The organism is Shewanella sp. MBTL60-007 (genome assembly GCF_019654915.1).
GTDB lineage: Bacteria > Pseudomonadota > Gammaproteobacteria > Enterobacterales > Shewanellaceae > Shewanella.
The window spans coordinates 1-26518 of the sequence record NZ_BPET01000058.1 but is presented as its reverse complement, the minus strand read 5'-3'; the positions used below and the strand labels follow the sequence as shown (position 1 = coordinate 26518).

The 26518-nt window shown below is 45.5% G+C and carries 25 protein-coding genes and 6 tRNA genes; 9 read left to right on the top strand and 22 right to left on the bottom strand.

Translation table 11 applies throughout. The features are described from left to right. Positions 1 to 46: 46 nt before the first annotated feature. From K5Q92_RS19110 to orn, 9 genes are all read right to left on the bottom strand, one after another. Positions 47 to 1525: an NAD(P)H-hydrate dehydratase gene (locus tag K5Q92_RS19110; protein ID WP_220770476.1), complete on the bottom strand. Its 1479-nt coding sequence runs from the start codon at positions 1523 to 1525 to the stop codon at positions 47 to 49. A gap of 187 nt (positions 1526 to 1712) precedes the next feature. After that, complete coding sequence (locus tag K5Q92_RS19105; protein WP_220770475.1) at positions 1713 to 2168, bottom strand: hypothetical protein; 456 nt, start codon at positions 2166 to 2168, stop codon at positions 1713 to 1715. Between the two features lie 579 nt (positions 2169 to 2747). Continuing rightward, positions 2748 to 2823, bottom strand: a tRNA-Gly gene (locus K5Q92_RS19100). Positions 2824 to 2844: 21 nt separating this feature from the next. Further along, positions 2845 to 2941: transfer RNA gene (locus tag K5Q92_RS19095), tRNA-Ser, on the bottom strand. A 14-nt stretch (positions 2942 to 2955) separates the two neighbouring features. After that, a tRNA-Gly gene (locus K5Q92_RS19090) sits at positions 2956 to 3031 on the bottom strand. A 14-nt stretch (positions 3032 to 3045) separates the two neighbouring features. Beyond that, positions 3046 to 3121, bottom strand: a tRNA-Gly gene (locus tag K5Q92_RS19085). 48 nt (positions 3122 to 3169) lie between these two features. Next, positions 3170 to 3245 (bottom strand) — tRNA-Gly (locus K5Q92_RS19080). A 48-nt stretch (positions 3246 to 3293) separates the two neighbouring features. Next, positions 3294 to 3369: transfer RNA gene (locus K5Q92_RS19075), tRNA-Gly, on the bottom strand. Between the two features lie 187 nt (positions 3370 to 3556). After that, complete coding sequence (orn, locus tag K5Q92_RS19070; RefSeq protein WP_220770474.1) at positions 3557 to 4102, bottom strand: oligoribonuclease; 546 nt, start codon at positions 4100 to 4102, stop codon at positions 3557 to 3559. A gap of 112 nt (positions 4103 to 4214) precedes the next feature. On the opposite strand from orn, the gene rsgA reads away from it, so the two are divergent. The 5 genes from rsgA to K5Q92_RS19045 all read left to right on the top strand — a co-directional run bounded on the left by rsgA (position 4215) and on the right by K5Q92_RS19045 (position 11169). Then, entirely contained in the window at positions 4215 to 5279 is a 1065-nt protein-coding gene (gene rsgA / locus K5Q92_RS19065) for a small ribosomal subunit biogenesis GTPase RsgA (RefSeq protein ID WP_220770473.1), read from the top strand. Positions 5280 to 5433: 154 nt separating this feature from the next. Continuing rightward, positions 5434 to 6297, top strand: coding sequence for an archaetidylserine decarboxylase (asd, locus tag K5Q92_RS19060; RefSeq protein WP_220770472.1), 864 nt, complete (start codon positions 5434 to 5436; stop codon positions 6295 to 6297). A 15-nt stretch (positions 6298 to 6312) separates the two neighbouring features. Further along, positions 6313 to 7191: a DMT family transporter gene (locus tag K5Q92_RS19055; protein ID WP_220770471.1), complete on the top strand. Its 879-nt coding sequence runs from the start codon at positions 6313 to 6315 to the stop codon at positions 7189 to 7191. Between the two features lie 69 nt (positions 7192 to 7260). Continuing rightward, entirely contained in the window at positions 7261 to 10449 is a 3189-nt protein-coding gene (locus K5Q92_RS19050; RefSeq protein ID WP_220770470.1) for a mechanosensitive ion channel domain-containing protein, read from the top strand. A gap of 24 nt (positions 10450 to 10473) precedes the next feature. Beyond that, entirely contained in the window at positions 10474 to 11169 is a 696-nt protein-coding gene (locus K5Q92_RS19045; RefSeq protein WP_220770469.1) for a glycerophosphodiester phosphodiesterase family protein, read from the top strand. Positions 11170 to 11251: 82 nt separating this feature from the next. On the opposite strand, the gene K5Q92_RS19040 is transcribed toward K5Q92_RS19045, so the two are convergent. Continuing rightward, positions 11252 to 11596, bottom strand: coding sequence for a DUF3392 domain-containing protein (locus K5Q92_RS19040; protein ID WP_220770468.1), 345 nt, complete (start codon positions 11594 to 11596; stop codon positions 11252 to 11254). 49 nt (positions 11597 to 11645) lie between these two features. Here K5Q92_RS19040 and K5Q92_RS19035 point away from each other — a divergent pair, with 49 nt between their 5' ends. Further along, entirely contained in the window at positions 11646 to 12572 is a 927-nt protein-coding gene (locus K5Q92_RS19035; protein WP_220770467.1) for a D-2-hydroxyacid dehydrogenase, read from the top strand. Between the two features lie 180 nt (positions 12573 to 12752). Continuing rightward, positions 12753 to 12944 carry a bacterioferritin-associated ferredoxin gene (locus K5Q92_RS19030; protein WP_202721028.1) on the top strand — a complete coding sequence of 64 codons (192 nt, stop codon included), beginning with the start codon at positions 12753 to 12755 and terminating at the stop codon, positions 12942 to 12944. 86 nt (positions 12945 to 13030) lie between these two features. Here K5Q92_RS19030 and parC read toward each other — a convergent pair whose 3' ends face one another. From parC to nudF, 7 genes are read right to left on the bottom strand one after another with little or no spacing between them, the layout of a single operon-like run. Then, positions 13031 to 15298 (bottom strand): DNA topoisomerase IV subunit A, encoded by a 2268-nt coding sequence (parC, locus tag K5Q92_RS19025; protein ID WP_220770466.1) that lies wholly within the window; start codon positions 15296 to 15298, stop codon positions 13031 to 13033. Then, positions 15298 to 16440, bottom strand: a complete 1143-nt coding sequence (locus tag K5Q92_RS19020) for a sorbosone dehydrogenase family protein (RefSeq protein ID WP_220770465.1) — start codon at positions 16438 to 16440, stop codon at positions 15298 to 15300. The genes parC and K5Q92_RS19020 overlap by 1 nt, the downstream gene beginning before the upstream one ends. 38 nt (positions 16441 to 16478) lie before the next feature. Continuing rightward, complete coding sequence (parE, locus tag K5Q92_RS19015) at positions 16479 to 18365, bottom strand: DNA topoisomerase IV subunit B (RefSeq protein ID WP_220770464.1); 1887 nt, start codon at positions 18363 to 18365, stop codon at positions 16479 to 16481. Between the two features lie 55 nt (positions 18366 to 18420). After that, on the bottom strand, positions 18421 to 18993 hold the full coding sequence (locus K5Q92_RS19010; protein ID WP_220770463.1) for a YqiA/YcfP family alpha/beta fold hydrolase: 573 nt from the start codon (positions 18991 to 18993) through the stop codon (positions 18421 to 18423). A gap of 27 nt (positions 18994 to 19020) precedes the next feature. Then, the gene (cpdA, locus tag K5Q92_RS19005) at positions 19021 to 19860 is read right to left on the bottom strand and encodes a 3',5'-cyclic-AMP phosphodiesterase (protein WP_220770462.1); all 840 of its coding nucleotides are present in this window, start codon (positions 19858 to 19860) and stop codon (positions 19021 to 19023) included. Between the two features lie 21 nt (positions 19861 to 19881). Continuing rightward, complete coding sequence (locus tag K5Q92_RS19000) at positions 19882 to 20316, bottom strand: DUF1249 domain-containing protein (RefSeq protein WP_220770461.1); 435 nt, start codon at positions 20314 to 20316, stop codon at positions 19882 to 19884. Positions 20317 to 20367: 51 nt separating this feature from the next. Beyond that, entirely contained in the window at positions 20368 to 20979 is a 612-nt protein-coding gene (nudF, locus tag K5Q92_RS18995; RefSeq protein WP_220770460.1) for an ADP-ribose diphosphatase, read from the bottom strand. 291 nt (positions 20980 to 21270) lie between these two features. Here nudF and tolC point away from each other — a divergent pair, with 291 nt between their 5' ends. Next, a complete protein-coding gene (gene tolC, locus K5Q92_RS18990; RefSeq protein WP_220770459.1) occupies positions 21271 to 22569 on the top strand; it encodes an outer membrane channel protein TolC in 1299 nt (432 codons plus the stop codon). Positions 22570 to 22654: 85 nt separating this feature from the next. On the opposite strand, the gene K5Q92_RS18985 is transcribed toward tolC, so the two are convergent. Genes K5Q92_RS18985 through K5Q92_RS18975 form a run of 3 tightly spaced genes read right to left on the bottom strand, consistent with a single transcriptional unit; the run spans position 22655 to position 24858 of the window. After that, on the bottom strand, positions 22655 to 23392 hold the full coding sequence (locus K5Q92_RS18985; protein ID WP_220770458.1) for a TIGR04219 family outer membrane beta-barrel protein: 738 nt from the start codon (positions 23390 to 23392) through the stop codon (positions 22655 to 22657). A 2-nt stretch (positions 23393 to 23394) separates the two neighbouring features. Continuing rightward, positions 23395 to 24366, bottom strand: a complete 972-nt coding sequence (locus K5Q92_RS18980; protein ID WP_220770457.1) for a DUF2333 family protein — start codon at positions 24364 to 24366, stop codon at positions 23395 to 23397. 12 nt (positions 24367 to 24378) lie between these two features. Further along, positions 24379 to 24858 carry a copper chaperone PCu(A)C gene (locus tag K5Q92_RS18975; protein WP_220770456.1) on the bottom strand — a complete coding sequence of 160 codons (480 nt, stop codon included), beginning with the start codon at positions 24856 to 24858 and terminating at the stop codon, positions 24379 to 24381. A 33-nt stretch (positions 24859 to 24891) separates the two neighbouring features. Between K5Q92_RS18975 and K5Q92_RS18970 the strand changes: the two genes are divergently transcribed. Further along, positions 24892 to 25629 carry an enoyl-CoA hydratase-related protein gene (locus K5Q92_RS18970; protein WP_220770455.1) on the top strand — a complete coding sequence of 246 codons (738 nt, stop codon included), beginning with the start codon at positions 24892 to 24894 and terminating at the stop codon, positions 25627 to 25629. A gap of 177 nt (positions 25630 to 25806) precedes the next feature. On the opposite strand, the gene K5Q92_RS18965 is transcribed toward K5Q92_RS18970, so the two are convergent. Beyond that, the gene (locus K5Q92_RS18965) at positions 25807 to 26007 is read right to left on the bottom strand and encodes a PspC domain-containing protein (protein WP_202721041.1); all 201 of its coding nucleotides are present in this window, start codon (positions 26005 to 26007) and stop codon (positions 25807 to 25809) included. A gap of 128 nt (positions 26008 to 26135) precedes the next feature. Beyond that, positions 26136 to 26444, bottom strand: coding sequence for a hypothetical protein (locus K5Q92_RS18960; RefSeq protein WP_220770454.1), 309 nt, complete (start codon positions 26442 to 26444; stop codon positions 26136 to 26138). Positions 26445 to 26518 lie beyond the last annotated feature (74 nt).

Genomic DNA, 26518 nt, shown 5'->3' with positions numbered 1-26518 from the left:
CCAGCGTAGAATGCAGTACTTTAACCTAATCACCTAGCTTTCTAAACTAGATTTCATTAACTAACTGGCGAATGTAAGGCATCAAATCACTGGCTAACATACCACGCTCACCGGATTTAGCGGCTAAGTCTGCCGCTTGCCCGTGGATCACTACCCCTAAACAGGCCGCTTCCATACTCGTGTGCCCTTGCGCCATCAGCCCACCGATCACCCCAGCAAGTACATCGCCACAGCCGCCACTGGCTAAACCTGGATTACCAACAGGCGCAACCGTTAAGTTATCACCATCAAAAATTAACGTTCCAGCACCCTTAAGTACAATAACCCCGCCATATTCCTGATGCAGTTGCCTTACAGCCCTAAACCTATCTTGCTCAACTTCTTCAATACTCACTCCAAGCAGCCTAGCCGCTTCACCCGGATGAGGAGTTAAGACCCAGTCCTTGCGCCTCATCGGCATTCCCTTCAGCTGATTGAGCCCATCGGCATCAATCACGCAGGGCTTATCACTAAGATCGACAGCCTTAAGTAAGTTATAACCCCAATCACCTGTTCCTAAGCCAGGCCCGATAACCAAAGCCGATGCCCAACCTAGTTTCAAATAAACTTCCATATCGACTAGTTCACAGCCCCAAAACATTAATTCAGGACGAGTAGCGCTAACGATAAGCTGATGTTCAGGCCTTGATACGACAGTGACTAAGCCCGCCCCACTCCTTAAGCAACCTTCAGCAGCAAGCCTGACAGCTCCTGCCATACCATAATCACCACCGACGATAGAAACCTTGCCACAATCCCCCTTATGGGCATCTCGCTTACGAGGAACAAATGCCTTTACACACTGGCTACTCACAATCTGAGTAGCACTTGGTTCAGGTAAAAAGTCTGTTAACCCCAGCTCTGCTATCAAGAGTTCGCCACAATGGTGGCGAGCCTTCCCAGTCAATAAACCTTGCTTAACAGCACCAAAGGTCAGGGTAACATCTGCCTCTATCGCTGTAGTGGTATAGCTGCCTGTATCAGGATTCAGACCAGAAGGAACATCGAGGCTAAGTACCCAAGCACGGCTATGATTAACAGCATCAATAACGCTAGTGAGTTCCGCACTTAACTCTCCTGTAATTCCGGTTCCCAATAAGCCATCAACAATGACTTCAGCCTCGGCAATCTGGGACGAACAAAATTCTACGGTCTCGCCTCCAGATTCTAAGAATCGACAAATAGCACTTTTAAGCTCGTCACTCGGTGTACGGGGCGTACTGGCTTGTAATGTAACGTCAAAACCCGCTTCTAATAACAGTGAGGCGGTAACATAAGCGTCTGCGCCATTGTTACCGTGTCCCGCTAAGACTAAAACTTCGTTAGTGTTTGCTTGCCTTTCACTTAATAGTTGAAATGCGGCAGCCCCCGCTCTTTCTACCAATTGATACAAGCTGACACCGCCACTTTCTACAGCTGACAATTCTGCAGTTCTAATCTGCTGGGTCTGAAACAGAGATGTCGGAATTAAGTTTGCTTGGCGCATATCACGGTTCCTGAAGATTGGGGAATAACTAATGTAGTAGCTTAAAGGCAAAGGCTTAAGTGCAAATGAACGCTAAACCTCAATAGATAACCTAAGTTTGATCTACCACAATTATAGCGGCTCGTTTGATTTGCATTGCAGTCAAAAAAGGCACCTCACGGTGCCTTAATGACGAATACCTGCTGGCTTAGATATCGTCCATACGAATACTGCTGTGGACCAATCGTTGCTGCTGGATCTTTTTAACTCTAACGAGATCTTCCAGTGCCCCCTTAGTTTCTGCTGTAGCAGAGGAGCTAGCGGTTTTCTCTAACAGCTCGATTAAGCTGTTATCGAGCTTAAGATGCAACTCCAATACATCGTCCTCATTCATGCTCCCAGGCAGAGTAAGCTTCTGGCAGTGGCCAATAAAGTCTTCGAAAACAATATCTTTATACCAAGTGTCTAAGACTTTTTTAGGCGCATCATCAATGTAATTCTCTAACTTTTCCGCAGTATTCCGCTCATGTTGCTGAAAGTACTCTAACATCAGCTTTACTCTTGAAGAGTCTGCTTGTGAGTGTAAACGGCTATAGAGTTGCGCCATCTCTATGCGGCATTTCGCCACATACTCTAAAAGTTCACGGAGTTGTTGAATACGCATTTGTTGAGCTCCTTAGTCCGCCACCATTAATGTGACACGTCCAAATTTTAGTCAGTTTTAATTATGGTATGAAAAACCGACTTAATATTTGAACGCAGTCAAACTTTAGAAAAAGCAAATCAGGCTACTTTAGAGAAAATTAAAGAAATAAGCGCTTGATCACGCAAACATCCAGCACAAGATCACGACATTGAAAATGAACATCAACAAAAATTGGCTCCCTATTCACATAGGCAGATATGACAAAGAAGATGGAATGAGCTGTAATTTAAACAAAACTAAGCTTAGCCTATGGGGTCTACGAGGCACAAAGGGACTAATGCCGCATCAGTAATCAGGGGCTTATTAAGACTTAAAGCAGAGGTTAGTTAGGAATGACTAAGGGGGAGATTGGAGCGAGCTTTTGATGTTATCGACAGTGGGTTCGAACCGGCTGTTTATAAAAGCAGGCGCTATACCTTGGCAAAAAAAAGGTATCAACATTTCTACGAGCGCAACTGAGCTAATGCCGCATATAAATTTTGAGACTTTATTAAAAGTTATAGCTGATATTTAGTTAGGAATGACTAAGGGGGGGATTGGAGCGACATATCGGGTTCGAACCGATGACCTATACCTTGGCAAGGTATCGCTCTACCAACTGAGCTAATGTCGCATAAAACTTTACTTTGATTGAAACGACATATCGGGTTCGAAACAAACAACCGATGACCTATACCTTAGCAAGGTATCGCCCTTTTGCTCTCATAAAGAGTCAACTGAGCTAATGTCGCGCAAATCTTTAAATTGGAGCGACATATCGGGTTCGAACCGATGACCTATACCTTGGCAAGGTATCGCTCTACCAACTGAGCTAATGTCGCACAAATCTTGAAATTGGAGCGACATATCGGGTTCGAACCGATGACCTATACCTTGGCAAGGTATCGCTCTACCAACTGAGCTAATGTCGCGTAAATCTTTTTTACTTACCGGACTTGGTGTTCCAATAAGTTCTAATTTGGAGCGACATATCGGGTTCGAACCGATGACCTATACCTTGGCAAGGTATCGCTCTACCAACTGAGCTAATGTCGCGTAAATCTTTTTTACTTACCGGACTTGGTGTTCCCATAAGTTTTAATTTGGAGCGACATATCGGGTTCGAACCGATGACCTATACCTTGGCAAGGTATCGCTCTACCAACTGAGCTAATGTCGCATAAATCTTTTACTGCAGCTTAACTGTAAACATTAACTAAAGGTATCGTTGTTCCTTTAGCAACTGAGCTAATGTCGCATTTCAACTATCAGCCGCTAAGTTTGGTGCTTAGCGAAAAGTTGAGGCCGCATTATATGAAAATTTTCCTACTCTGCAACCCTTTCTTTCAAATAATCTGACTGATTGGTTAAATTCTAAATACTTTAGTTCGATAAAACTGCAATTCAGCGATAGACTCTTCGATATCTTGTAATGCTTGGTGAGTGTTCTTCTTGCTAAAGCCTTCCATTGCCGATGGCTCCCAGCGACGAACAAGCTCTTTAATTGTACTCACATCGATATTTCGATAGTGGAAGTAATCTTCAAGTGCTGGCATATAACGATTTAAGAAACGACGATCTTGACCAATACTATTACCACACATAGGTGAAACACCCGCAGGCACATATTGCGATAAAAAGGCAATTGTCTGCTCGATCGCTTGCGCTTCATTTACCGTACTGGCTCTCACGCGATCAATAAGACCAGACTCGCCGTGATGTTTCTGGTTCCAGTCATCCATTAAAGCGAGCTGTTCATCTGATTGATGAATGGCAAAAACAGGTCCTTGCGCAATAATGTTGAGCTCTTTATCTGTCACTATCGTGGCAATTTCAATAATTCTGTCAACGTCAGGCTCAAGTCCTGTCATTTCCAAATCGACCCAAATCAGATTGTTTTCATCTATAGCCATAACGCGACCTGTTATTCCTGTTAGCCTAAATTCAGGCTTTTTTATTCTAGACCGTGTATCATACTGGTTTTTTAAGCAACACAAAATCACCTTTATCATTGAAGACTAATACGTGAGTAAAAAGAAACCGCTAAGCCATGGTCAATTACGCAGAATGCGGACCAACCAAAAAAAGAAATTACAGAGCCGCGAGGCGGGCGAGACGACTGACCTACAAGACAGTACGTTAGGCCCTGAGCAGCAAGGCACCATTATTTCTCGCTTCGGCCAACACGCTGACGTCGAGACAGATTCAGGCCACCTTGCTCGCTGTAATATTCGTCGCAATATTAAAAGTCTGGTTACTGGAGACAAGGTTCTCGTACGCCTAGCACTGACCAGCGAGTCTGGAGCAAGTCGTATCGAAGGTGTCGTTGAGGCTGTGCATCCAAGACATTCTCAGCTTTCACGCCCAGATCTTTATGACGGGGTGAAAATCATCGCCGCCAATATCGATCAGATTTTAATTGTGACCTCGGTAAAGCCGGCATTCACCACCCAGATTATTGACCGTTATCTTGTCGCTGCCGAAGATACTGGTATCGAGCCAGTTATCATCTTGAATAAAGTTGATTTGATTACGCCAGAAGAAGCCCCAGAGATCGATGCAGCCCTCAAACGCTATGAGGCGATCGGCTATCGAGTCTATCGGGTCAGCAGCAAAACAGGTGAAGGTGTCGAGCAACTTCACGCACTGATGGATAACAAGGTAAACGTATTTGTGGGTCAGTCAGGTGTCGGTAAGTCATCGATGATCAATGCTATGATGCCAGACGCCGAACTGCTTACTGGTGATATCTCCGAAAACTCAGGGCTAGGTCAGCACACCACCACCACAGCAAAACTGCTACACATTTCAACCGGTGGAGATTTAATTGACTCCCCTGGTGTGCGAGAATTTGCGTTATGGCATCTGCCCGCAGAGCGGGTAGGTTGGTGCTTCGTTGAGTTTAGAGATTATTTAGGGACTTGTAAGTTTAGAGACTGCAAGCACTTAAATGATCCAGGCTGCTCTATTACAGAGGCCTTTAAAGCGGGTGAAATCACCGAAGACAGATACAATAATTACCACCGTATTATTGCTAGTCTCGATGAGCAAAGACACGCTCGCCATTTTAGAGCGGGGCCTGACGAGTAGTCACAACGTATTAATTAAGCACATAAATTCAAATCAGCGAATAACTAAGATTAATATGTTTTCCTACGATAATTTTTGTCGTACAACAGCTCGCTGGTTTTATAAAACATAGATAAGGTTTCACCTTAGGTGAAAAGATTAAAGGATATTGAAATTGGATAAGATCAAAATTGCCCTGCAGTACATAATGCCAAAGCACCTGCTTTCTCGTCTGGTGGGGAAACTTGCTGCAGCCGAGATGGGCTCAGTAACTACAGCCGCTATTAACTGGTTTATCAAGCAATATAAGATTGATATGAGCGAAGCTGCAGAGCCTGAGGCTAAAGCTTACCCAACCTTCAACGAGTTCTTTACCCGTGCGTTAAAACCGGGAATTCGTCCAATTTGTGAAGACAATGATTACATTGTCCACCCTGTTGACGGCGCAGTGAGTCAACTTGGCCCGATTAAAGAAGGCCGAATTTTCCAAGCTAAGGGACATGATTATTCTTCACTTGCATTGCTAGGCGATCAAGCTGAAGATGCTAAGCGCTTTGAAGGCGGTGACTTTGCCACCATTTATCTGGCTCCTAAAGATTATCACCGCATTCATATGCCAATTAAAGGCACTCTGTCTAAGATGACATATGTACCTGGTGAACTTTTCTCTGTTAACCCGTTAACCGCCGAAAATGTTCCTGGACTATTTGCCCGCAATGAACGTGTTGTCGCTATTTTTGAGACCGAAATAGGTCCAATGGCAATGGTATTGGTTGGCGCAACAATCGTGGCAAGTATCGAAACCGTTTGGGCAGGCACAGTAACGCCACCTACAGGTAAGAAAGTATTCACTTGGGATTACCCGACCGAAGGCCCGAACGCTGTAACCCTTGAGAAAGGCGCCGAGATGGGACGATTCAAGCTAGGTAGCACAGTAGTAATGCTTTTCGCCAAAGACGCACTCGATGAATTTGCCGATGGAGTAGAAGCAAAGAGCGTGACTCGTATGGGTCAAGCCTTTGCGAAAATCGAAGACTAATTTCTAAAGGGATACATGGACAATAAAAAGACAGGGCTGTTAGAACTACACTTCGCGGTACTACTTTTCGGTGGTACCGCTTTATTTTCAAAGCTTATTCCTCTTAGTGCGATCGATATCACTCTGTTGCGCTGCCTCGTAGCTGCCACAGTGCTAGCGTTAATCGTCAAACTCAGCAAACAACGACTGTCATTAAACGCCAAGAAAGACTACTTCATCGCTATAGGGCTTGGCATCATCGTCAGCCTGCACTGGGTCACTTACTTTGCCTCAATGCAACTCTCATCGGTTGCCATCGGCATGATCGCCTTCTTTACCTACCCTGTAATGACGGTTTTAGTCGAACCCATAGTCACCAAGACAAGGCTCAAACTGGCCGATGTCATCAGTGGTATCCTGGTGCTCATTGGCGTATCGCTGCTTATCCCAGAGGCTAGTCTAGGTAATGATGTCACCTTAGGGATTGCTATCGGCATCTTATCCGCCGCGCTTTTTACCGCTCGCAACCTACTGCATAAACGCTATTTCACCGCTTACAGTGGCAAACAAGCCATGTTCTATCAGACCTCGGTTGCCGTGTTCTTTTTGGCTCCTTGGCTAAACGTAGAGCTAAGTAGCATCGAGCAAAATGTATGGTGGTTGATTATTTTACTGGGAGTGGTTTTTACCGCAGCCCCCCATGCCCTATTTACGTCAGCATTAAGGCTTCTAAGCGCAAAAACGGTTGGCCTAGTCTCCTGCCTGCAACCTTTTTATGGTGCCATGTTAGCTTTGTTGTTACTCAATGAAGAGCTAGCGCTTAAAACTGTCGTAGGTGGAACCTTAGTGGTTGCTACCGCACTGTTTGAAACTCAGCAGAACCATAAGTCAAACCGTGTAAAAAAGAGTGCTTAGAGCGATTTATTTATCAAGCTAACTTGGCTAATATGAACATGTCCTTTTTGCCTTATTCATACTCTTATCATGCATCGTTTTTTTCTGCTTCTGCTGTGCCTATTCGCCTTATCGGCTAATGCTAACTCACCACTTCAAATTGATAAGCGTCTAGGGCTCTCGTCTACCAACAGCGAATCGACACCACAAGAGCAGCTCGGGCTACTCGAGGACAAGATCCATGACTTAGTCCTAACAGAAAACAGTGCCCGCGAACTACTCAATAACTATGCGAAACATAAGCAAAACTTACTAAGCCAAATTGAAGATGCGCAGCAGGCACCTCGCGACTTAGATCTGCAAGATATCAACCAGCAGGCTTCACTCGCCTATCTGCGCCTATCGGAACTCAAAGACGTTGAAATAAGCTTAGGCCAAAAAATAAATGCGCTAATCAAGTCCCATAACGAGTTGCCCGATGCACTCGTTAATGCTCGTGAAGCATTACAGAAACATAAAAAAATTCGCATTGGTGAAGAGCAAACCATTAATAATCAACTCTTAATGGCTCAAGGACGCCTCTACGAGCAAGAGGTCAAAACGCTCGAAGCGCTATTGGCCAGCAGCCAAAAGGAGATCGATTTAAATCAGCTGCAGCTCAAGTTAGTCCGAGAGCAATTGGCTCAACAAGAGCTGCTTATTGAACGCCTAAACCAAGAGATTGTATTGCAAAGACAGGCGCGCACCGAAGCGGCGATTGCAGGTAGCTTGCTGCCCGATGACAAACAGCATGATCCTATCGCCCAAGAGCTTAGCGACAGCAATTTAATTTATGGTGAGAACTTAAAAGAGTTGAACCATAAAATCAGCCTTACGCTTACACAGCAGGAGCAAGCGGAAGCCCAATATCAAGCACAAGCCAAACAGCTGACCACGATCCAGCAGCAAATAGGGTGGATTAAGCTAAACTCAGCCTTTGGTGAACGCTTCTTGCAAATGCTGCAGGCACTGCCTAAACCCCCAAATCAAGATCCGGTGCAGAGCGAGATAGCCAATACTCGACTCGCTCGCTACCAGATTGAGCAGGCACAAACCCTTAATAGTCAGCAAGTCACCTCTATTGGTGCAGATAACTCTTTACAAGCAAAACTGCTCTCTTCTCAAGGCATGTTGCTGCAGCAACTACTGCAAAGTTACGACCAGTACCTGAGTGAATTGGCCGATCTAAGGGTCAGTTATGAGCAACTAAACCAGCAATACTTAACGCTTAAGAGCACACTGAACGAACACCTATTCTGGGTACCAAACGCAAACAGCATTGGCAGCTTATGGATCACCGATCTGCACCAGAGCATTCAATGGATGCTGCAACAAGCTCCTTGGAGTCAAATGCAGAGCTCATTAGATGAGCAGGGGAACCTGTGGTCATGGTGGCTAATACTGTTTGTGCTCAGCATCATAGCTCAAGACATTTTGACCCCGAAGTTTAAATCGGCGATGCGTCGTGAACTGCCTTTCGTCGGCAATGTGACTCAAGATAAGTTTATCTATACATTCCATGTACTTATAAACTCGCTAGGTTACAGCCTGCTTAAACCGCTACCTATAGTGTTAGCTGGCGGGATCTTCTACCTATCGAGTCATAACTTCGTCTCCGCCATCGGTATGGGGATCATGGCACTGGGTCTGCTCTACCAACTTTATCGCTTCATCTACTTACTGGCGTTAGACAGAGGCTTATTGATTAATCACTTTAAATCGCCAAGAAGCATTGTTCGCTCAGGACAGGAGCGATTTAGACAGTTCACCATTATGGCAACCCCATTCTTAGGGATCATGGCCTTTACTGAGGTGATTGACACCTCTTTAGTTCGCAACAGTCTCGGCCGCGGTGCATTTATTATCTTCTGTTTGATGCTGTTTTGGTTTTACAAAGATATGCTAAGCCTATCTAACAAAGAAGATACTGCCGATCACAGTAAGAATAAGAAGCTACTCCAAAAGCTGTTGTGGGCCATGCTAATTTTCATGCCACTCGCCTGCGCCGTGTTGGCTTTCCAAGGCTACTACTACACCGCATTCCAGATGTTCCTGCAGCTGCAGTTATCATTGATATTCGGTTTAGGTTTCTTGCTGCTATTCAACCTAATCAAACGTTGGATGTTAATTGAACGTCGCCGCATCGCCTTCGAACGAGCCAAGGCCAAGCGTGCAGAAGTACTGGCACAACGTGAGAAAGGTGAAGTAAGCGTCAACGAGCAAGCCGACACCTACGAAGAGCCAATAGTCGATCTAGAGACAATTTCGAGCCAGTCATTAGGCTTAGTACGTTCACTATTATTGCTAGCCTTCTTAGCCAGCATCGTTGGCCTATGGACTCAAACCCATACCGCACTGTTTTCACTGCTTGACGGGGTTACCCTGTGGTCGAGCAACACCACAGTTAACGGTATCGAACAGCAACTCCCAATCACCCTTAAATCGTTGCTGCTATCGCTGATCATCGTTGGTTTCTCCATGATGATAGCGACTAACCTGCCCGGTCTTATCGAACTGACGATTCTACAGAGGCTAGATCTCAGCCAAGGTACAGGCTTTGCCTTAACCACTGTTAGCCGTTACTTAGTGGTGATGTTTGGTGTACTTGCTGGCTTCTCGACCTTAGGGATGGAATGGTCTAAGCTGCAGTGGCTGGTTGCCGCCCTGTCAGTTGGTTTAGGTTTCGGCTTACAAGAGATCTTCGCTAACTTTATCTCAGGTCTAATCATTCTGTTCGAGAAACCAGTGCGTATTGGCGATACGGTAACCATCCGCGATCTCACCGGCACCGTGAGTAAAATCCAAATTCGTGCCACCACGATTATCGATTGGGATAGAAAAGAGATCATCGTACCCAACAAGGCATTTATTACCGAGCAGCTGATCAACTGGTCCTTATCAGATCCAATCACACGAGTGATCATCTATGTATCGGTGGCGCGCGACTCCGATCCAGCACGAGTAGAGGCTGCGCTTTATCAGGCTGTACAAGAGTGTGACGATGCTCTACTCTCACCCGAGCCTGAAGTCTGGTTTGCCGGTTTTGGTCAACATACCCAAGATTTCGAAGTACGTGCTTATGCCAAAGATATGGGCACCCGTTGGCCGCTTAAGCACAAGCTACATAAACAGATCAGCAAAAAGCTACGTGAGAACGATCTAGAGCTGGCTTACCCGCAGCTTGAGGTGCATCTATCTTCTAATCAGAGTAAAGACGTACAGAGCTTATTAAGAAGCTAAACTGACGGCGATTGAGGCCCCATTATGATGATATTTGCCCACAGAGGTGCCAGTGGTTACCTAGCAGAAAATAGCCTTGCAGCCTTTAAAAAGGCTGTAGAGCTAGGCGCCACGGCGGTTGAACTCGATATTCACCTCGTAGAGGATGAGCTGTACGTCTTTCACGACAGACGCCTTGAGCCGAAGAGCTCTGGAGAGGGGCTTATTGAAGAGTACACCAAGCAAGCATTAAGCAAGATCCGTATAGATGGCGAGCCAATACCGACATTGACTCAAGTGTTAGGCCTACTCAAGCCACACAACACCTTAGTCAATATCGAGCTCAAGGGGCTGGGCTGCCTCGAGGCCTTTATCGCGCTTTATCCTAAGCTTATCGATGAGCTTAAGTATGATGCGAGTAAACTGTTGGTCTCCTCGTTTAATCACCCCTTCTTGGCATCGTTTAAGCGGTACTATCCCGATGCAACCGTGGCCCCACTAATCGAAGGTGTGCCACTTGAGCTTGCTAAGGTGGTCAGTCAGCTTGATGCCTACTCGATTCACCTTGGTTTAAGTTTTACCACCCAAGAGATGGTTGACGATGCCCATAAACGAGGCGCCAAGGTCTATGTGTACACAGTCGATAACCTCGAAGATCTCGATATGCTCAAGCAGATGGGCGTCGATGGAATATTCACAAATTACCCAGACCGAGCCATCGCTCACCTCAACCTAAGTTAAGCGCTCTTATAGCGCTTTCGTCAACACTAAACAGCACAAGTTGCCCAAACCAAAGAAAACAATCTACACTGAAATTAATAACTTAAACTTGTCTGTTGCGCTGCGCCCAGCTGCCTATGGCGAAGAAAATTGCTACAACCAGCAGGAACAGCCAATGGGATGGGATCTTTGCCATATTTTGCGCTAGAACAGGGCTTAAATGGATAATTATCAGTCCATAGCCAAACGCGTTTACGATAACAAAAATCAGCGTGCGTAATAGAAAGGAGCGTCCCGCAAGATAGCGACGCAGGAACCGATTGATATCGGCGCCAAAAACCACAAGACAACAGGCTATAATTGCCGTTGAAACTTCAGCTAGCCAAGGGTAGATAAAAGACCCAAGATAGTTAAAGAATTCAATAGCCTTAGATATTAAATTAGACATTGGCCAAGCAAGTTAAAACCGAGGTCAATGTAGGATATAGGGAGTTAGCATGGGACACAAGCTACTATTACTCACCAGAGAAAATGAGCGATATCGTCAACTTTTGAATTCGTGCCACCTGCCCGATACCGAGATATTAGACGATGATCCTCAAGGCATTTTCAATGCCGATATCTGGTTAGCCGAGCCTAAGTTGGCCGCGCCACTACTGCCCCATGCCGCAAACCTAAAGTGGATGCAATCTACTTTTGCTGGTGTCGATGCCCTAGTCAAACCGAGACAACGTAAAGACTATGAGCTTACCAATGTAAGAGGTATTTTTGGACCTCTGATGAGTGAATACCTGTTTGGTTACCTGCTGGCTTACCAAAGAGAGCACAGAAAATACCGCACTCAGCAAGATCAAAAGATTTGGTTACCAGGTAGCTTTAAGACATTGCAAGGGCAAACCCTATTACTATTAGGGACAGGGTCGATTGCCAAGCATATCGCCCAAACAGCCAAACACTTCGGCATGCATGTCATAGGCATTAACCGCGGCGCTAAGCCCACTAAAGGCTTCGATGAGGTCGACACTCTAGCCAATCTTACTCGCTATCTACCACAAGCCGATGCCGTTGCCAGTATTTTACCTAGCACGCCCGATACCCAAGGAGCCCTCAACAAGCATACTCTCTCGTTATTAAAAGAGGAGGTGGTTCTATTCAATCTTGGACGAGGCGATGTACTCGATTTAGATGCCCTCTATCAACAGCTGATCGCCCATCCAGAGCAGCAGGCCATTTTAGATGTATTTAACCAAGAGCCACTGCCAGAAGAGCACCCAATCTGGTCGCTAGACAATGTGGTTATTACACCGCATATTGCCGCGCCAAGTTTTCCTGAACAAGTGGTAGAGATTTTTGCCGAGAACTTCCATAAGTGGATTAAAGGCGAAAAACTGTCTCATCGAGTGCACTTTGAGCGTGGCTACTAATTGCGCGAGTTAATGTGCAAAAGATGAGCAAACTATCAATCGCTAAGGTTTTGTGATGTAGGCACGATTTTTAATAACGAACTTAGACAAAATGGTGAGGAAATATGTCGAGGCGTTATTAGCATTGAGAATTATTTTCATTTATACTTCGTGCCATGTTCGATTTAGAGATGATATTTAATGTACGTTTGTCTTTGTCACGCAATCACTGATACACAGATCAAAGAAGCCGTTAGCCAAGGTGATATGTCGTTAGCCGATGTAAAGAAACGCCTAGGTGTAGCTAACCAGTGTGGAAAGTGTGCCAAGATGGCAACTCAGATCATCCAAAATCAAGTCGACATCGAGCCAAACTATTACGAAGTGGCTTAGTCTCCCCCGCTACAGTTTCAATAAAAATGCAGCCTTTTGGCTGCATTTTTAGTTTTCAATTTAATCTTATTTAGTCTTGTATAAGCTTAAATAACAGGTTCACCGTCACCAAGTTCGACACTATCGACGCGCTGCAGACCACGAGGTAACTTAGCACCACGGCGGCCACGCTCTCCACGGTAATGCTCTAAGTCGCTCGGTTTTAAGGTTAGCTTACGCTTACCCGCCCATAGGGTGACAGAGGTATCTTCTGGGATCACATTCAAATGCAATAACAGCTCTTCACGATTCTTCGCTCGCTCACCGGGAATACCAATGATCTTATTTCCTTTACCCTTCGACAACTGCGGTAGTGCATCGAGAGAGAAAAGCAGCATTCGACCTTCATTAGTAATCGCTAAAATCGACTGAGCTTTAGTCTTATCGACCTTCTGTGGCAACAACACCTTGGCATTAGCAGGCAAACTAAGCAGGGCTTTACCCGCCTTATTACGCGATACCATGTCCTTATTCGCACAGATAAAGCCGTAACCAGCATCGGAAGCTAATAGATAGCACTGCTCCTCATCAGACAACAGCAAGTGTTCCATCGTCGCTCCAGGCGCTAAATTAAAGCGTGTGGTGATAGGCTCACCCTGAGAACGCGCCGATGGTAAGGTATGAGTCTCTGTAGCGAACGCCCGGCCCGAGGTGTCGATAAACACACTCGGTTGATTACTGCGGCCTTGAGCGGAGCGTAAGAAACCATCCCCCGCCTTATAGGAAAGACTCTGACCATCAACGTCATGACCTTTGGCGCAGCGCACCCAGCCTTTCTCTGACAGTACAACCGTGACTGACTCTGCAGGTACTAACTCCTGCTCTGTTAACGCTTTTGACTCGCTGCGCTCAACCAGTGGTGAGCGGCGAGCATCGCCATAGTCTTCACCATCTTTAATCAACTCTTTCTTGATCAAGGTCTTCATACGGCGCTCAGAGCTTAGCAATAGCTGTAACTTATCACGCTCGGCTTCTAACTCACTTTGCTCAGCCTTGATCTTAAACTCTTCAAGCTTGGCTAAATGACGTAGTTTAAGATCGAGAATCGCATCGGCTTGCTTATCAGAAAGATTAAAGCGTGAAATTAACTCAGCCTTAGGATCATCGTTATAACGGATGATCTCAATCACTTCATCGATATTCAAAAATGCAATCATCAATGCATCTAGAATATGTAATCTGGATAAGACCTTGTCTAAGCGATACTCTAGACGGCGCTTGACCGTGGTCATTCTAAACTCGAGCCACTCTGTGAGTAACTCACGCAACCCTTTTACCTGCGGGCGGCCATTTAGGCCTAGAACGTTTAGGTTTACTCGGTAACTCTTTTCTAGATCTGTGGTGGCAAACAAGTGCGCCATCATCTGATCACAATCGACACGATTCGAACGCGGTACTATCACGATTCGCACCGGGTTTTCATGATCAGACTCGTCACGCAAGTCCGTTACCATAGGTAACTTCTTCGCCTGCATCTGACTGGCGATCTGCTCTAAAATCTTACCGCCACTTGCTTGATGCGGCAGTGCAGTAATGACCACTTCGCCATTCTCAACGGTATAAACCGCACGGGTCTTAATTGAGCCACGACCCGTCTGGTAGATCTTTGCGATATCAGCTTTAGACGTAATAATCTCAGCTTCTGTCGGGTAATCAGGACCAGGCACAAACTCCATCAGACGAGGCAAGTCCGCCTTAGGGTTATCGAGTAGCTCAACACACGCGCCCACCAACTCTTTGGCATTATGAGGCGGCACATCGGTTGCCATACCGACGGCAATACCGGTAATACCGTTAAGTAAAATGTGTGGCAGGCGCGCTGGCAGGACTAACGGCTCTTTCATGGTGCCGTCGAAGTTGACGCCCCAATCCACAGTACCTTGGCCTAGTTCGCTAAGTAGTACTTCCGAAAACTTAGACAGTCTCGCTTCGGTGTAACGCATGGCAGCAAATGACTTAGGATCGTCAGGGGCACCCCAGTTACCTTGACCATCAACTAGCGGATAACGGTATGAGAATGGCTGCGCCATCAATACCATGGCTTCATAACAGGCGCTGTCACCATGGGGGTGATATTTACCTAACACGTCACCGACGGTACGCGCCGATTTCTTATGTTTTGATTGAGCCGATAAGCCTAACTCACTCATGGCATAGACAATACGTCGTTGAACCGGCTTGAGTCCATCGCCAATGTGCGGCAATGCACGATCCATGATGACATACATGGAGTAGTTCAGATATGCCTCTTCCGTGAAGCGGCGTAGAGGCATCTGCTCTACGCCATCAAGGCTTAAATCTATCGCATCACTCATTAATCATTATCCTGTGACTGATTTTTTGCTGACTCTTTATAGAACAAGCGATATACGTTGCCCTTTAGATCATCAGAAATATACATGGCACCATCGGGTGCTGTGACCAATGCATATGGTCTAGCGACGGGAAACTCTCCGTCTAGAAAACTCACCACTGTACTTCTTTTAGCAACTTGGCCATCTTTAATCTCTAACATCACGACTTGATAGCCGACCTTACTCGAGCGGTTCCAAGAGCCATTTTCGGCAACAAACATCTGGTTATGGAAGCGTTCTGGAAATTGTGTACCACGGTAAAAGTGCAATCCTTTCGCCCCAACATGAGCCGGTAGCTCATAGGTCGGCGACACCACTTTCAAGTTTTTAGGTTTATCGTAAGCAGGCTCAATAACATCGGTGGCATGAATATAGGGAAATCCAAAATGGCTGCCTTTACGCTCGACCTTATTAATCTCATCGGGCGGCAGGTTATCGCCCATCCAATCACGCCCCAGATCGGCAAACCACAGCTGGTTATCTTCAATCGCCCAGTCGAAGGCCAACACCTTACGCACACCACTGACGATCTGCTCACTGTCACCAGTTTCAACATCGATCGCAATGATACTGCTATATGGCGCCTCTGTTTCACACACATTACAAGGCGCACCAATGGCTACATATAACAGCCCATCTGGGCCAAACTGCATTGCGCGTCGACTCTTCTTGCTGTTACCCGGTAGTCGGTCATAAACCTCTTTTGGGCGTCCCGGCCGACGCAGGCGGGATTCTATCTGGTTAAAGCGTAAAATACGCTCCTCTTCTGCGACGTATAGAGCTCCCTTATGAAACGCTATCGCCTCTGGGTAATCCAGCCCCTTAGCAATCACATAACGCTTATCTACTCGCCCATCATTATCGGCATCCACCAAAGCGGTAATCATACCGTCCCGATAGGAGCCGACAAATAAGGTCCCCTTGTCTCCAACGGCGAGCTGTTTAGCATCGCCGAGATCGGAAGCATATAAGGTTAAGCCAAAGCCTTTTGACACTGTGATCATCATTGGATCGGCAGCAACAGCGCTAAAGCTAAGTATAAAGTGGGCGCAAAGCAGCGATACCCCTACGGCTAATCGATTTCGATACTTTTCAAACGTCATTATTATTCTTTTGTCTGATGATAATCTTCCATTACCGACTAGAGCTGGGCGAGATCACCCTTAGTCTCTAACCAAGTCTTTCTGTCTCCAGAACGTTTCTTGGCTAAAAGCATATCCATAATCGCCATTGTATCCTCGGCATCATCTATGGTTAATTGCACTAATCGACGCGTATTTGGGTCCATAGTGGTTTCACGCAATTGCAGTGGATTCATCTCACCCAATCCCTTGAATCGTGTAACTTGGACTTTTCCTTTCCTTTTTTCAGCGGTGATTCTGTCAAGAATACCGTCTTTTTCAGCCTCATCGAGGGCATAAAATACATCTTTACCAATATCGACACGGAACAGCGGTGGCATCGCCACGTAAATATGCCCCTGCTCCACCAGCACTCGGTAATGCTTCATAAACAGCGCACATAACAAAGTCGCGATATGCAGACCATCCGAGTCCGCATCGGCGAGAATACAGATCTTGCCGTATCTAAGCTCTGAAATATCCGCACTATCAGGATCACACCCAATAGCAACCGAGATATCATGTACCTCCTGTGATGCTAATACCTGAGAAGCATCTACTTCCCAAGTATTCAAAATCTTACCACGCAACGGCATAATCGCTTGGAATTCACGATCACGTGCTTGCTTAGCACTGCCGCCCGCAGAGTCACCCTCCACAAGGAACAGTTCACCTCGCATCGGATCTTGGCCACTGCAGTCAGTCAACTTCCCAGGCAAGGCTGGACCCGAAGTAATACGCTTACGCGCCACCTTCTTTGCCGCCTTTAAGCGCTTCTGTGCATTGTTGATGCACATGTCGGCCAGCGCCTCGGCCTGCTCTGTATTGGTGTTCAGCCAAAGACTGAACGCATCACGGACAATGCCCGATACAAAAGCCGCACACTGTCTGCTAGAAAGCTTCTCTTTAGTCTGGCCCGCAAACTGCGGATCCTGCATCTTGATAGATAAAATAAAGGTGCTGCGATCCCAGATATCTTCAGGGGTCAACTTAATGCCGCGCGGCATCAAGTTTCTGAACTCACAGAACTCACGCATGGACTCCAATAAGCCCTGTCTAAAGCCGTTAACGTGCGTACCACCAAGCGGTGTCGGAATTAGGTTAACGTAACTTTCGTTGAGGTATTCGCCACCTTCTGGTAGCCAAGTAATGGCCCAGTCCGCCGCCTCTAAATTACCGGCGAAGCTACCGACAAATGGCACTTCAGGCAGTGTTAGCACACCATTAACCGATGACTTTAGGTAATCTTCTAAGCCACTTTCATAAAACCACTCTTGGGTTTCATTGGTCTGCTTATTAACAAATTTAATCCGTAGCCCAGGACAAAGAACCGCCTTGGCTTTAAGTAGATAGGTCAGTTTGGAGATCGAGAAATTGCCCGAGTCAAAATAGCTAGCATCTGGCCAGAAATGAACGCTAGTACCGGTATTACGGCGACCACAGGTGCCCGTAACATGTAGGTCTTCGACTTTCTCGCCATGCTCGAAAGCCATCTGATAGACTTCGGCATTTCGCCTTACAGTAATCTCAACTCGGCTCGAGAGTGCGTTTACTACTGAGATCCCCACGCCATGGAGACCACCCGAAAACTGGTAGTTTTTATTGGAGAACTTACCACCCGCGTGTAGCTTAGTCAGGATCAGCTCGACACCCGGGATCCCCTCTTCAGGGTGAATATCGACAGGCATACCACGGCCATCATCGATAACCTCTAATGAGTTGTCGGCGTGCAAAATAACGTCGATACGACTAGCGTGACCCGCCAATGCCTCATCGACACTATTGTCTATGACTTCCTGTCCTAAGTGGTTTGGACGCGAGGTATCGGTATACATACCGGGGCGACGTTTTACAGGGTCGAGTCCGTTAAGGACTTCAATAGCATCTGAGGTGTATTGGTTTGTCATGGCACACATATTATTTTGTTATTCAGGCCATGTTGCGGCCCTACGGGTCTATTTGTCAAGAAAACAGATATTCACAGATAGAAGCAAGTTGGCCCTCATAGCCAATAAAGCTATGGTCACCACCGGGTTCTATTAAGAGCTTACAACAGTGATATTTCTGCACGGCCTGTTTATAGTCGAGCACTTCATCGCCTGTCTGTAACAATACATAAAAGCGATCGGGATTGATTATTGCGGGCGTATTGTAACGCGCCACATCCTGTTTATGTTCAGCAACAACTTGGTAGGTTTCATCCGTATAGGGATTGTACTGAGTGCCAATGAATTCATCAAACAGTTCGAAAGGTTTTACCGCAGGATTGATTAAAACTGCGCGTCCACCGTAAGTTTCCGCTAAATAACTTGCGAAATATCCACCTAACGATGAACCAATATAAGTAAGTGGTTGCCCCTGCTCTTTGGCCTTCTCAACGATATCAATCAGCAGCGCCATCGCTTCTAGCGGTTCGCTGGGCAATTGTGGTTGCAGAAAAGGTAAGTCAGGATAGTTTTGCTTGATAAATCGTGCTGTCACTATCCCTTTATCAGAAAGGGGAGAACTATTAAATCCATGTATATATAGCAGCATACTTCCTCACACTGCGGCCTGTCTTATCTAGTAACCGCCTGCTTCTTTGTCGGGTGAAAATGTTTCACCTGGCACACGGTAAACATTAGTCAGAATGCTACCATCACACTTAAGTTCCAGCAAACGATAGCCAGGCTGCTGTGCGTCTAGGGCAAAGTAGGGAGACTTAGGTTTAAACTGAATACAGGTGGACGGCGTTGCCATCAAGTGCAGTTTCCCATGGGGACCTGCGTGCTCAGTATCGATACTCTGATGAACGTGCCCCCAGAGTAACCCCTTCACTTGCGGATATTGAGCAACGCTGTCAATAAAGTCCTCACCATTATCCATGCAGTGCTGATCGAGCCAATTACATCCCGTAAGAATCGGGTTATGGTGCATCACCAGTAGTATATGGCGATCGGGCTCAGCTTTTATCGCACTATCGATAAGCTCAAACTCCTCAGCAGACATATGTCCGCCTGGCCGTCCTCTTACCGTCGAGTCCAGCATAAGGATCTGCCAATTACCCGCCAATATTCGCTTTTGACCAAACACCTTAGGCCCTTGCATATGCAAACTCATGATACGAGGATCGTCATGGTTCCCCGGCAGGTAATGACAAGGCAAGCCTACAGGAGCTATCGCTTCAACAAAGCTATGGTATGACTCGTTAGAGTAATCTTGACTAATATCACCCGTTGCGAGCATGAAATGTGCGGGGTAATTAACTGCAGAGATGGTGTTAAGCACAGCCCCTAAACTCTGAGCCGTATTGACTCCTAGTAGCTGGGCTTCGGGATCAGCAAACAGGTGAGGATCTGTGACTTGCACGATTCTCACACTCTCGGTTTCAGAAATTGAATAAGAGATAGCTGTCTTTAGCAAATTAATTACCCAATGATCAGATCAACTGACAAATTTAGTTAAGTTATCTATCTTCAATAACTCTTCTAGAAAAGCATTGACTTGGTACTTTTCATCCCGATGATGCATATGCATATTTGGATAATCATACACTGGTCGTAATTGGTAAATCTGTTGACTAGTTAACACTTCTGCTAATTTAGCATCATGGTAGATGCGCACCGAGACTTTTGGTGTAGTTAGCCACTCGTTGCTACCTACACAGCGTGAAATCTGCACTAACTGAGTATATCTAGTGTTTTCTAACAGGCAGACATCTAATTGACCAAACTCTCCGCTAACCCGCCATTGTTTACCTTCGCTAGGTTCCTGAGTGAGCCAACGTTGAATATGCATATAATTACGCCCACATAGCGCCAAAAACTGGCTGACATTAGGCTGGTACTTAGATTTTCTAGCTAACAACACATTTGACACAACTCAATCCTAACTCTTTTAACTTCGTTTCAGCGTAAGAGCTGTTTAACTCTATACGTACTGTTTAACGATATCTTGATAATTTAACTGCAGCCATAGCAGGCCTATAACTGTCGATGCATTATCAATTCGCCCAGAGATCACCATCTGATACGCTTCTTCTCGGCTTAAGACATGCACTTGAATGTCTTCCTGCTCATGCTCTAAACCATGAACTCCCTTCGCTTCAGCGGCAGAGACTTTAGCCCAGTAAAAATCAAAACGCTCGGTGGTTCCGCCAGGGCTTGAAAAAAATTCATTTACTTTAGTTAACGCCTGAGCGCACAAGCCCGCCTCTTCCTGTAGCTCTCGATGAGCCACATCAAGCGACGTTTCTCCGCTGTCGATCATACCCGCTACCAACTCCAGTAACCAAGGGCTTTTACCACTCTCGAGCACAGGAATACGGATCTGCTCAATCAACACAACCTGATCAGAGATCGGATCGTAGGGTAACACAACCACCGCATGGCCACGCTCAAATACTTCCCTTGAAACCACATCACTCCAACCACCATTAAAAAGACGATGTTTAAAGCGATATTCATCCATCTTAAAAAAGCCTTTATAGAGGGTTTTCTTACCCAATAACTGGACATCATTTCGATTAAATCTGCTATCCATCTCGTCTCCTAAACATGCTTGTTTATAAGGGGGTTAATGCCGCAATCGAGCCAAACTAAAATATTAATACTATGATGAAAGCAGCACTAATCATAAGCCGAAAAAACTGTTACACTTCTTAGTTGACTTAGAATTTGTACATTTTTACTATTTAACCACTAAGTTTAGATGTATTGGGAAGCGTCGGGAAGCGCAAACCGTCTTACTCTGTGTGCGTTATTGTAAGACAAGACTAAACATAACAAGTTAAATTCGCTCCTCAATGGAGAATTTTGTCTAAAAGGACAGCAAATGAAATTCAAGATCCGTTCTCTATGCGCTGCACTAACTCTTGCAGCAACAACGCAAGTAGCTCATGCCGATGACCTTCTACAAATATATCAACAAGCATTGACTAGCGATCCTGTTGCGCTACAAGCTAAAGCTCAACGCGATGCCTTGTATGAACAGATTGAAGAAAACCGCGCACCGCTATTACCAACCATCAGCGCCAACATTGGTTACGATAAAGCTTGGAACGATCCAAGTGAAGACTCTAGCGGTATCACTGGTGGTGTAACACTTAATCAGGTTATCTACGATCACAGCGCATGGGTTGGTTTAAGTCTAGCGGAGAAAGCCGCTTCTCAAGCAGACTCAGCTTACGCATCAGCGCTACAAAGCCTAATTATTCGTGTAACCAATGCATACTTTGATGTGCTAACGGCTAAAGATAACTACGAATTCCAAGGTTCAGAAAAACGTGCCATTGAGCGTCAACTTGAGCAGACTAAGCAACGTTTTGCAGTGGGCCTTACCGCAATCACCGATGTACATGAAGCTCAGGCTCAGTATGACTTGGCTAACGCAACTGAAATTCTAGCTGAAAATACCCTTGCTAACAGCTACGAAGCGCTACGTGAAATCACAGGTATCGACCATAAGAGTATCAATATTCTAGATACAAACCGTTTCTCAGCCACAGCCGTTGCGCCAGCAACTGCGACCGATTGGATCAAGATGGCCGAAACCAACAGTGTTGACTTGATGACGACCCGTATTGGTAAAGATATCGCCGAAGAAACCATCACGCTTTATAAAGCGGGCCACATGCCATCGCTTAACTTAAATGCCGGTTACACCAAAGGTGTAGAGCAAGAGCCTGGCAATGACTTCGATAATGGCACAGTAGGCGTGACCCTAAGCATTCCAATTTTTGAAGGTTTCAAGGTCTCTTCACGTGTTAAGCAGGCTCAATACCAGTATGTTGAAGCAAGCGAGAAGCTTGAGCAAACACACCGTAAAGTGGTTAAAGACGTACGTAACAACTTCAATAACGTCGGTGCTTCTATCAGCTCTATCCGTGCTTATGAGCAATCTGTGATCTCATCAGAGAGCGCATTAAAAGCGACTCAAGCTGGTTTTGAAGTGGGAACCCGTACTATCGTTGACGTTCTAAACCGTACTCGTGACCTTTATGATTCAAAGCGTAAGCTTTCTGATGCACGTTATGGCTATATCAACTCTATTCTCGCACTAAAACAAGCTGCTGGTACCTTGAATGAAGATGATATTACTGCGATTAACAATGGCTTAAAAGTACCTCAGTAATTACTGAAGCGCGCTAAGTTAACGACATAAAAAAACCGCCAAATGGCGGTTTTTTTTATTTACTGTATCAAACTCAACTCAGCAATTAGAAGACGAGTTCAACACCGGCGAAGTAACCTTTAAACTGCATATCAGCCGTCACGCCATCGAAGCCGTTAACGTCAAACTTAAAGTCACGGTAACCTGCGCGAATACGGTAGTCTAACGCGGTGCCATCAAAGTTCCAGCCAAGACCCAATGAGTAATCGTAAACACTTGACTCATCGACGCCCATCATCACATCTGCGAAACCATATAGGCCAAGACCCGGTACGCCAACTTGCGCATCGATGTACCCCATAACGATACCGCTATCGATATCTTTGGTCTCTGGGTGGCCCGCATCAGCAACACGGAATTTACCGTCCATTTTCTTATACGCCGCACCTAAATCTAGCGCTACGATATCGTTATCTAAAATCTCGTAATAAAGCACGAAGTCAGTGTTGCTTAGATCCGTTGTACTGTTTACGTCGCCTTTAAAGTTATGACCGTTATAGTTAAAGTCAGCACCGCTCATCTTGCCATCGGCTTCTAAGCTATTTTGTCTAATTTTAACGTTTGGAACGAGCGGAATTGGATGCTCAACTGCAACCCAGATACTGCCTTGAGAAGATGAGTCATAGTTAAACTCTTGCTGTGGTTGCCCCTTTTCAGCAAAAGTACCATTGGTATCAGCCTTCCAGTAGTCACCACCAATTTTAAATCCGACAACCGTAGCAGCTTGAGCAGAAGTGCCCACTAATGAAGTTAATAGTGCACACGCCAATAACGTCTTTTTCATAGTTAACCTTGAGTCAATAAGTTAGTTAGATCGATAACCGCTGCATTTGCGCGGGAGATGTAGTTTGCCATCACTAAAGAGTGATTAGCGACAACCCCAAAACCTGAACCATTAAGGATCATCGGGCTCCAAACGGGTTGTTGAGTTTCTTCTAGCTCACGAATAATCTGACGCAGACTCACCTGAGCATTTTTCTTTTGCAATACATCGGCGAAATCAACTTCAATCGCCTTCATAAAATTCAGCAATGCCCATGTAGCGCCGCGAGTCTCATAGAAAACGTCATCGATTTTCCACCAGCTAGTTTTGATCTCTTGGGCGCCAAATCCCGGTGTAGACTGTCTTGCCGCACTGTCACCAGAAAGGTCTGTATTTAGACGCTCCTGCCCCACACTTGCAGACAGATTTTGTGACATACTGCCGAGGCGCTTTTGCACCTCTTTTAGCCACTCATTTAAGTTATCGGCACGGGCGTAAAATTGCGCGTCAGGATTTTCTGAGGCCATCATTCGAGCGCGATAAAGCTTGAGTAACTTTACAGCGTCACGATACTCACTTTCCGCACTAGGTACTAACCAACTAGTATGCTCAATATTGAGCTTTGAATGTGCCGCTAACAGATCTTTATCTGCGGTAGACTGTGACTGTGAACGGCTAAACTCTTTACGCATAATCAGCGCTAAGTCTCGCGTCTGCTCTATGGCTCCAAACTCAAATGCAGGCATGTTATCCATAAAGACTGATGGTGGAGTCACATCATTTGAAAGCCATCCCCCAGGCTTATCTAATAACGTCTCAATCGTAAGAATGAGTGAAGTGGTTGTTGCATAGCCAATCACTTTCTGCTCATTTTCCAGTGTATAGGCCGTTTGCTCTATTGGATCGGGCTCAACGCTCCACCACACACTAATAAAATAACCAATGAGGAAAACGAAACCAACAACGGCTAGGGCTTTCTTCCATGTCACTTGCATTGTAATGACTCCTTAATGGTGATGGTGGTGATGCCCGGCATCACTTTGCTGTGCTTGCTTTTTAACAGGCAGGCTTATTTCTTGCTCAGTGCCATCTTCAAATATTAATTTCATATTGAGCATAGAGTCGATGACTAAAGGAGAGCTTAAGCCCATCAGCATGATATGGTTTCCAGACTCAGACAGCACTAAGCTTCCATGTGAGTCTATGTCAAAGCCATCGACTTGGCGCATTTTTATCATGCCATTTTCTTCAATCAGCGTATGGAGCTGTGCCTCTTTGGCAAAAGGAGCCTCGACTGCCACTAAACGGGTTGCATCACCATGATTCTCAACCGTGATATAGGCGGCACTATTAGGCACTGTTGGGGGCATCGCGCGCACGTAACCATCGACGAGCACGACTTGAGCATAAGCCGTGAAAGAAAAGCTACTTAATAGCACCAAGTTAAACAATCGTTTGAATATTAGCTTCAATGTCTTAAACTCCATGTAAACCCAATTCGTAGAATGAGGACATAACGAATGAGTACGATTCAGGTTAAGGACGATAATGGGGTACGTATTATTACGTTTAATCGTCCAGATAAGCGCAATGCGCTTAACCTACAAATGTATACACAGCTAACAGAATACCTTATCCAAGGCGAGTCGGACAATGAAATTCTAGCCTTTATGTTTCGCGGTCAAGCAGATTGTTTTACTTCGGGTAATGATGTCGCCGACTTCTTACAAAATAGCGGCTTAGGCGCCGATCATCCGGCGTTTCGCTTTCTCTTCTGTCTACTGGATCTAAAAAAACCTGTCATTGCTGCGGTCACTGGAGCCGCGGTAGGAATAGGCACGACTATGCTACTTCATTGCGATCTGGTTTACGCCGATAACAGCGCTAAATTTCAGCTACCTTTCGTGCAACTGGCTTTAGTTCCCGAAGCAGGCGCAAGCCTACTTTTACCTCAGGTTGTTGGTCAAGCCAAGGCAAGCGAACTTTTGATGCTGGGCGAAAGCTTTAATGCGACTCAGGCGCACTCCTATGGCTTGATTAATGAGATTATCGACAGTGAAACAATCTTCGACTTTGCCTTGGAGCGCGCACATAAATTAGCGGCTCTGCCACCGATATCGCTACAAACAACCAAGAAGTTAATCCGCTATAACAGAGAAGAGGTGCGGGAGCAGATGAAAAAAGAGCTTGTCGAATTTGAAGCTAGACTGGCAAGTGAAGAAGCTAAAGCAAGGTTTGCCGCATTTTTAAAGCGTTAATACTGTCTCGTAAGAGAGATTGAGTGCGGATGCTAGAGGTTATTTTTTAGCATCCGCATTTTATTGCGATTACCACAGCATGTTGATGCGCTTGATAACAATTTGAGGCGATGCCTTTCAAGGTAGTTAGCACTTTCATCCAATTTCCCTCTTTGTCATTATTATAAAGCGTCAGTATTAATAGGGCTTTTCCCACTTAGGTAACACTAAGGCCAATACAAAATAGGTCAATAAGCCCATAGCAGGGTTACAGAATATAGCCACCGCACACACCACTCGTGTCCACATGCAAGACCAGTCAAACTTATCGGCCATTGCCGCACTAACACCACAAACTAATGAGCGCGGGTCTTTTAAACGTTCTACAAAATCAACCATGACTAACTTCCTTTTCAATTAATCTTCTAACTTGTGCCACTCTAATGAACACACCAGACAGGCAAACATCACTAAACTCACAACGGGCAATAGCAACAGAGCCATAAACTGAGCTAAGAACAACATAATTAATCCTTAACTACCGCACTTGTTACTAATGGTTGCTCTTTGTTTTCAGCAGCGAGCTGCTCGTTAGTGGTCTGTTGTTCACTTTCCATATCAAACAACATTTCAGACATCTGAGCTTGAATAGAAAGACTTAACTCAGTCTGAGCCTTAGTCATCATATCTTGCATCTGAGCGGAAATATTTTGCTCGATATTATTAGCGACTTCGCTAACAAGAGAGGTTTCAGCATGGACAGTCGCACTTGCACCAAGAAGTAGAGCAGTAAACACTGAAGCTTTAACGGTTTTTAATACAGTAGAGTTAAACATAATGGATTCCTTTTCGAGTTTCGCCTAATTGCATCGTTTTGAATAAAAGAGTTCTGAATTACAGAATTCTTAAT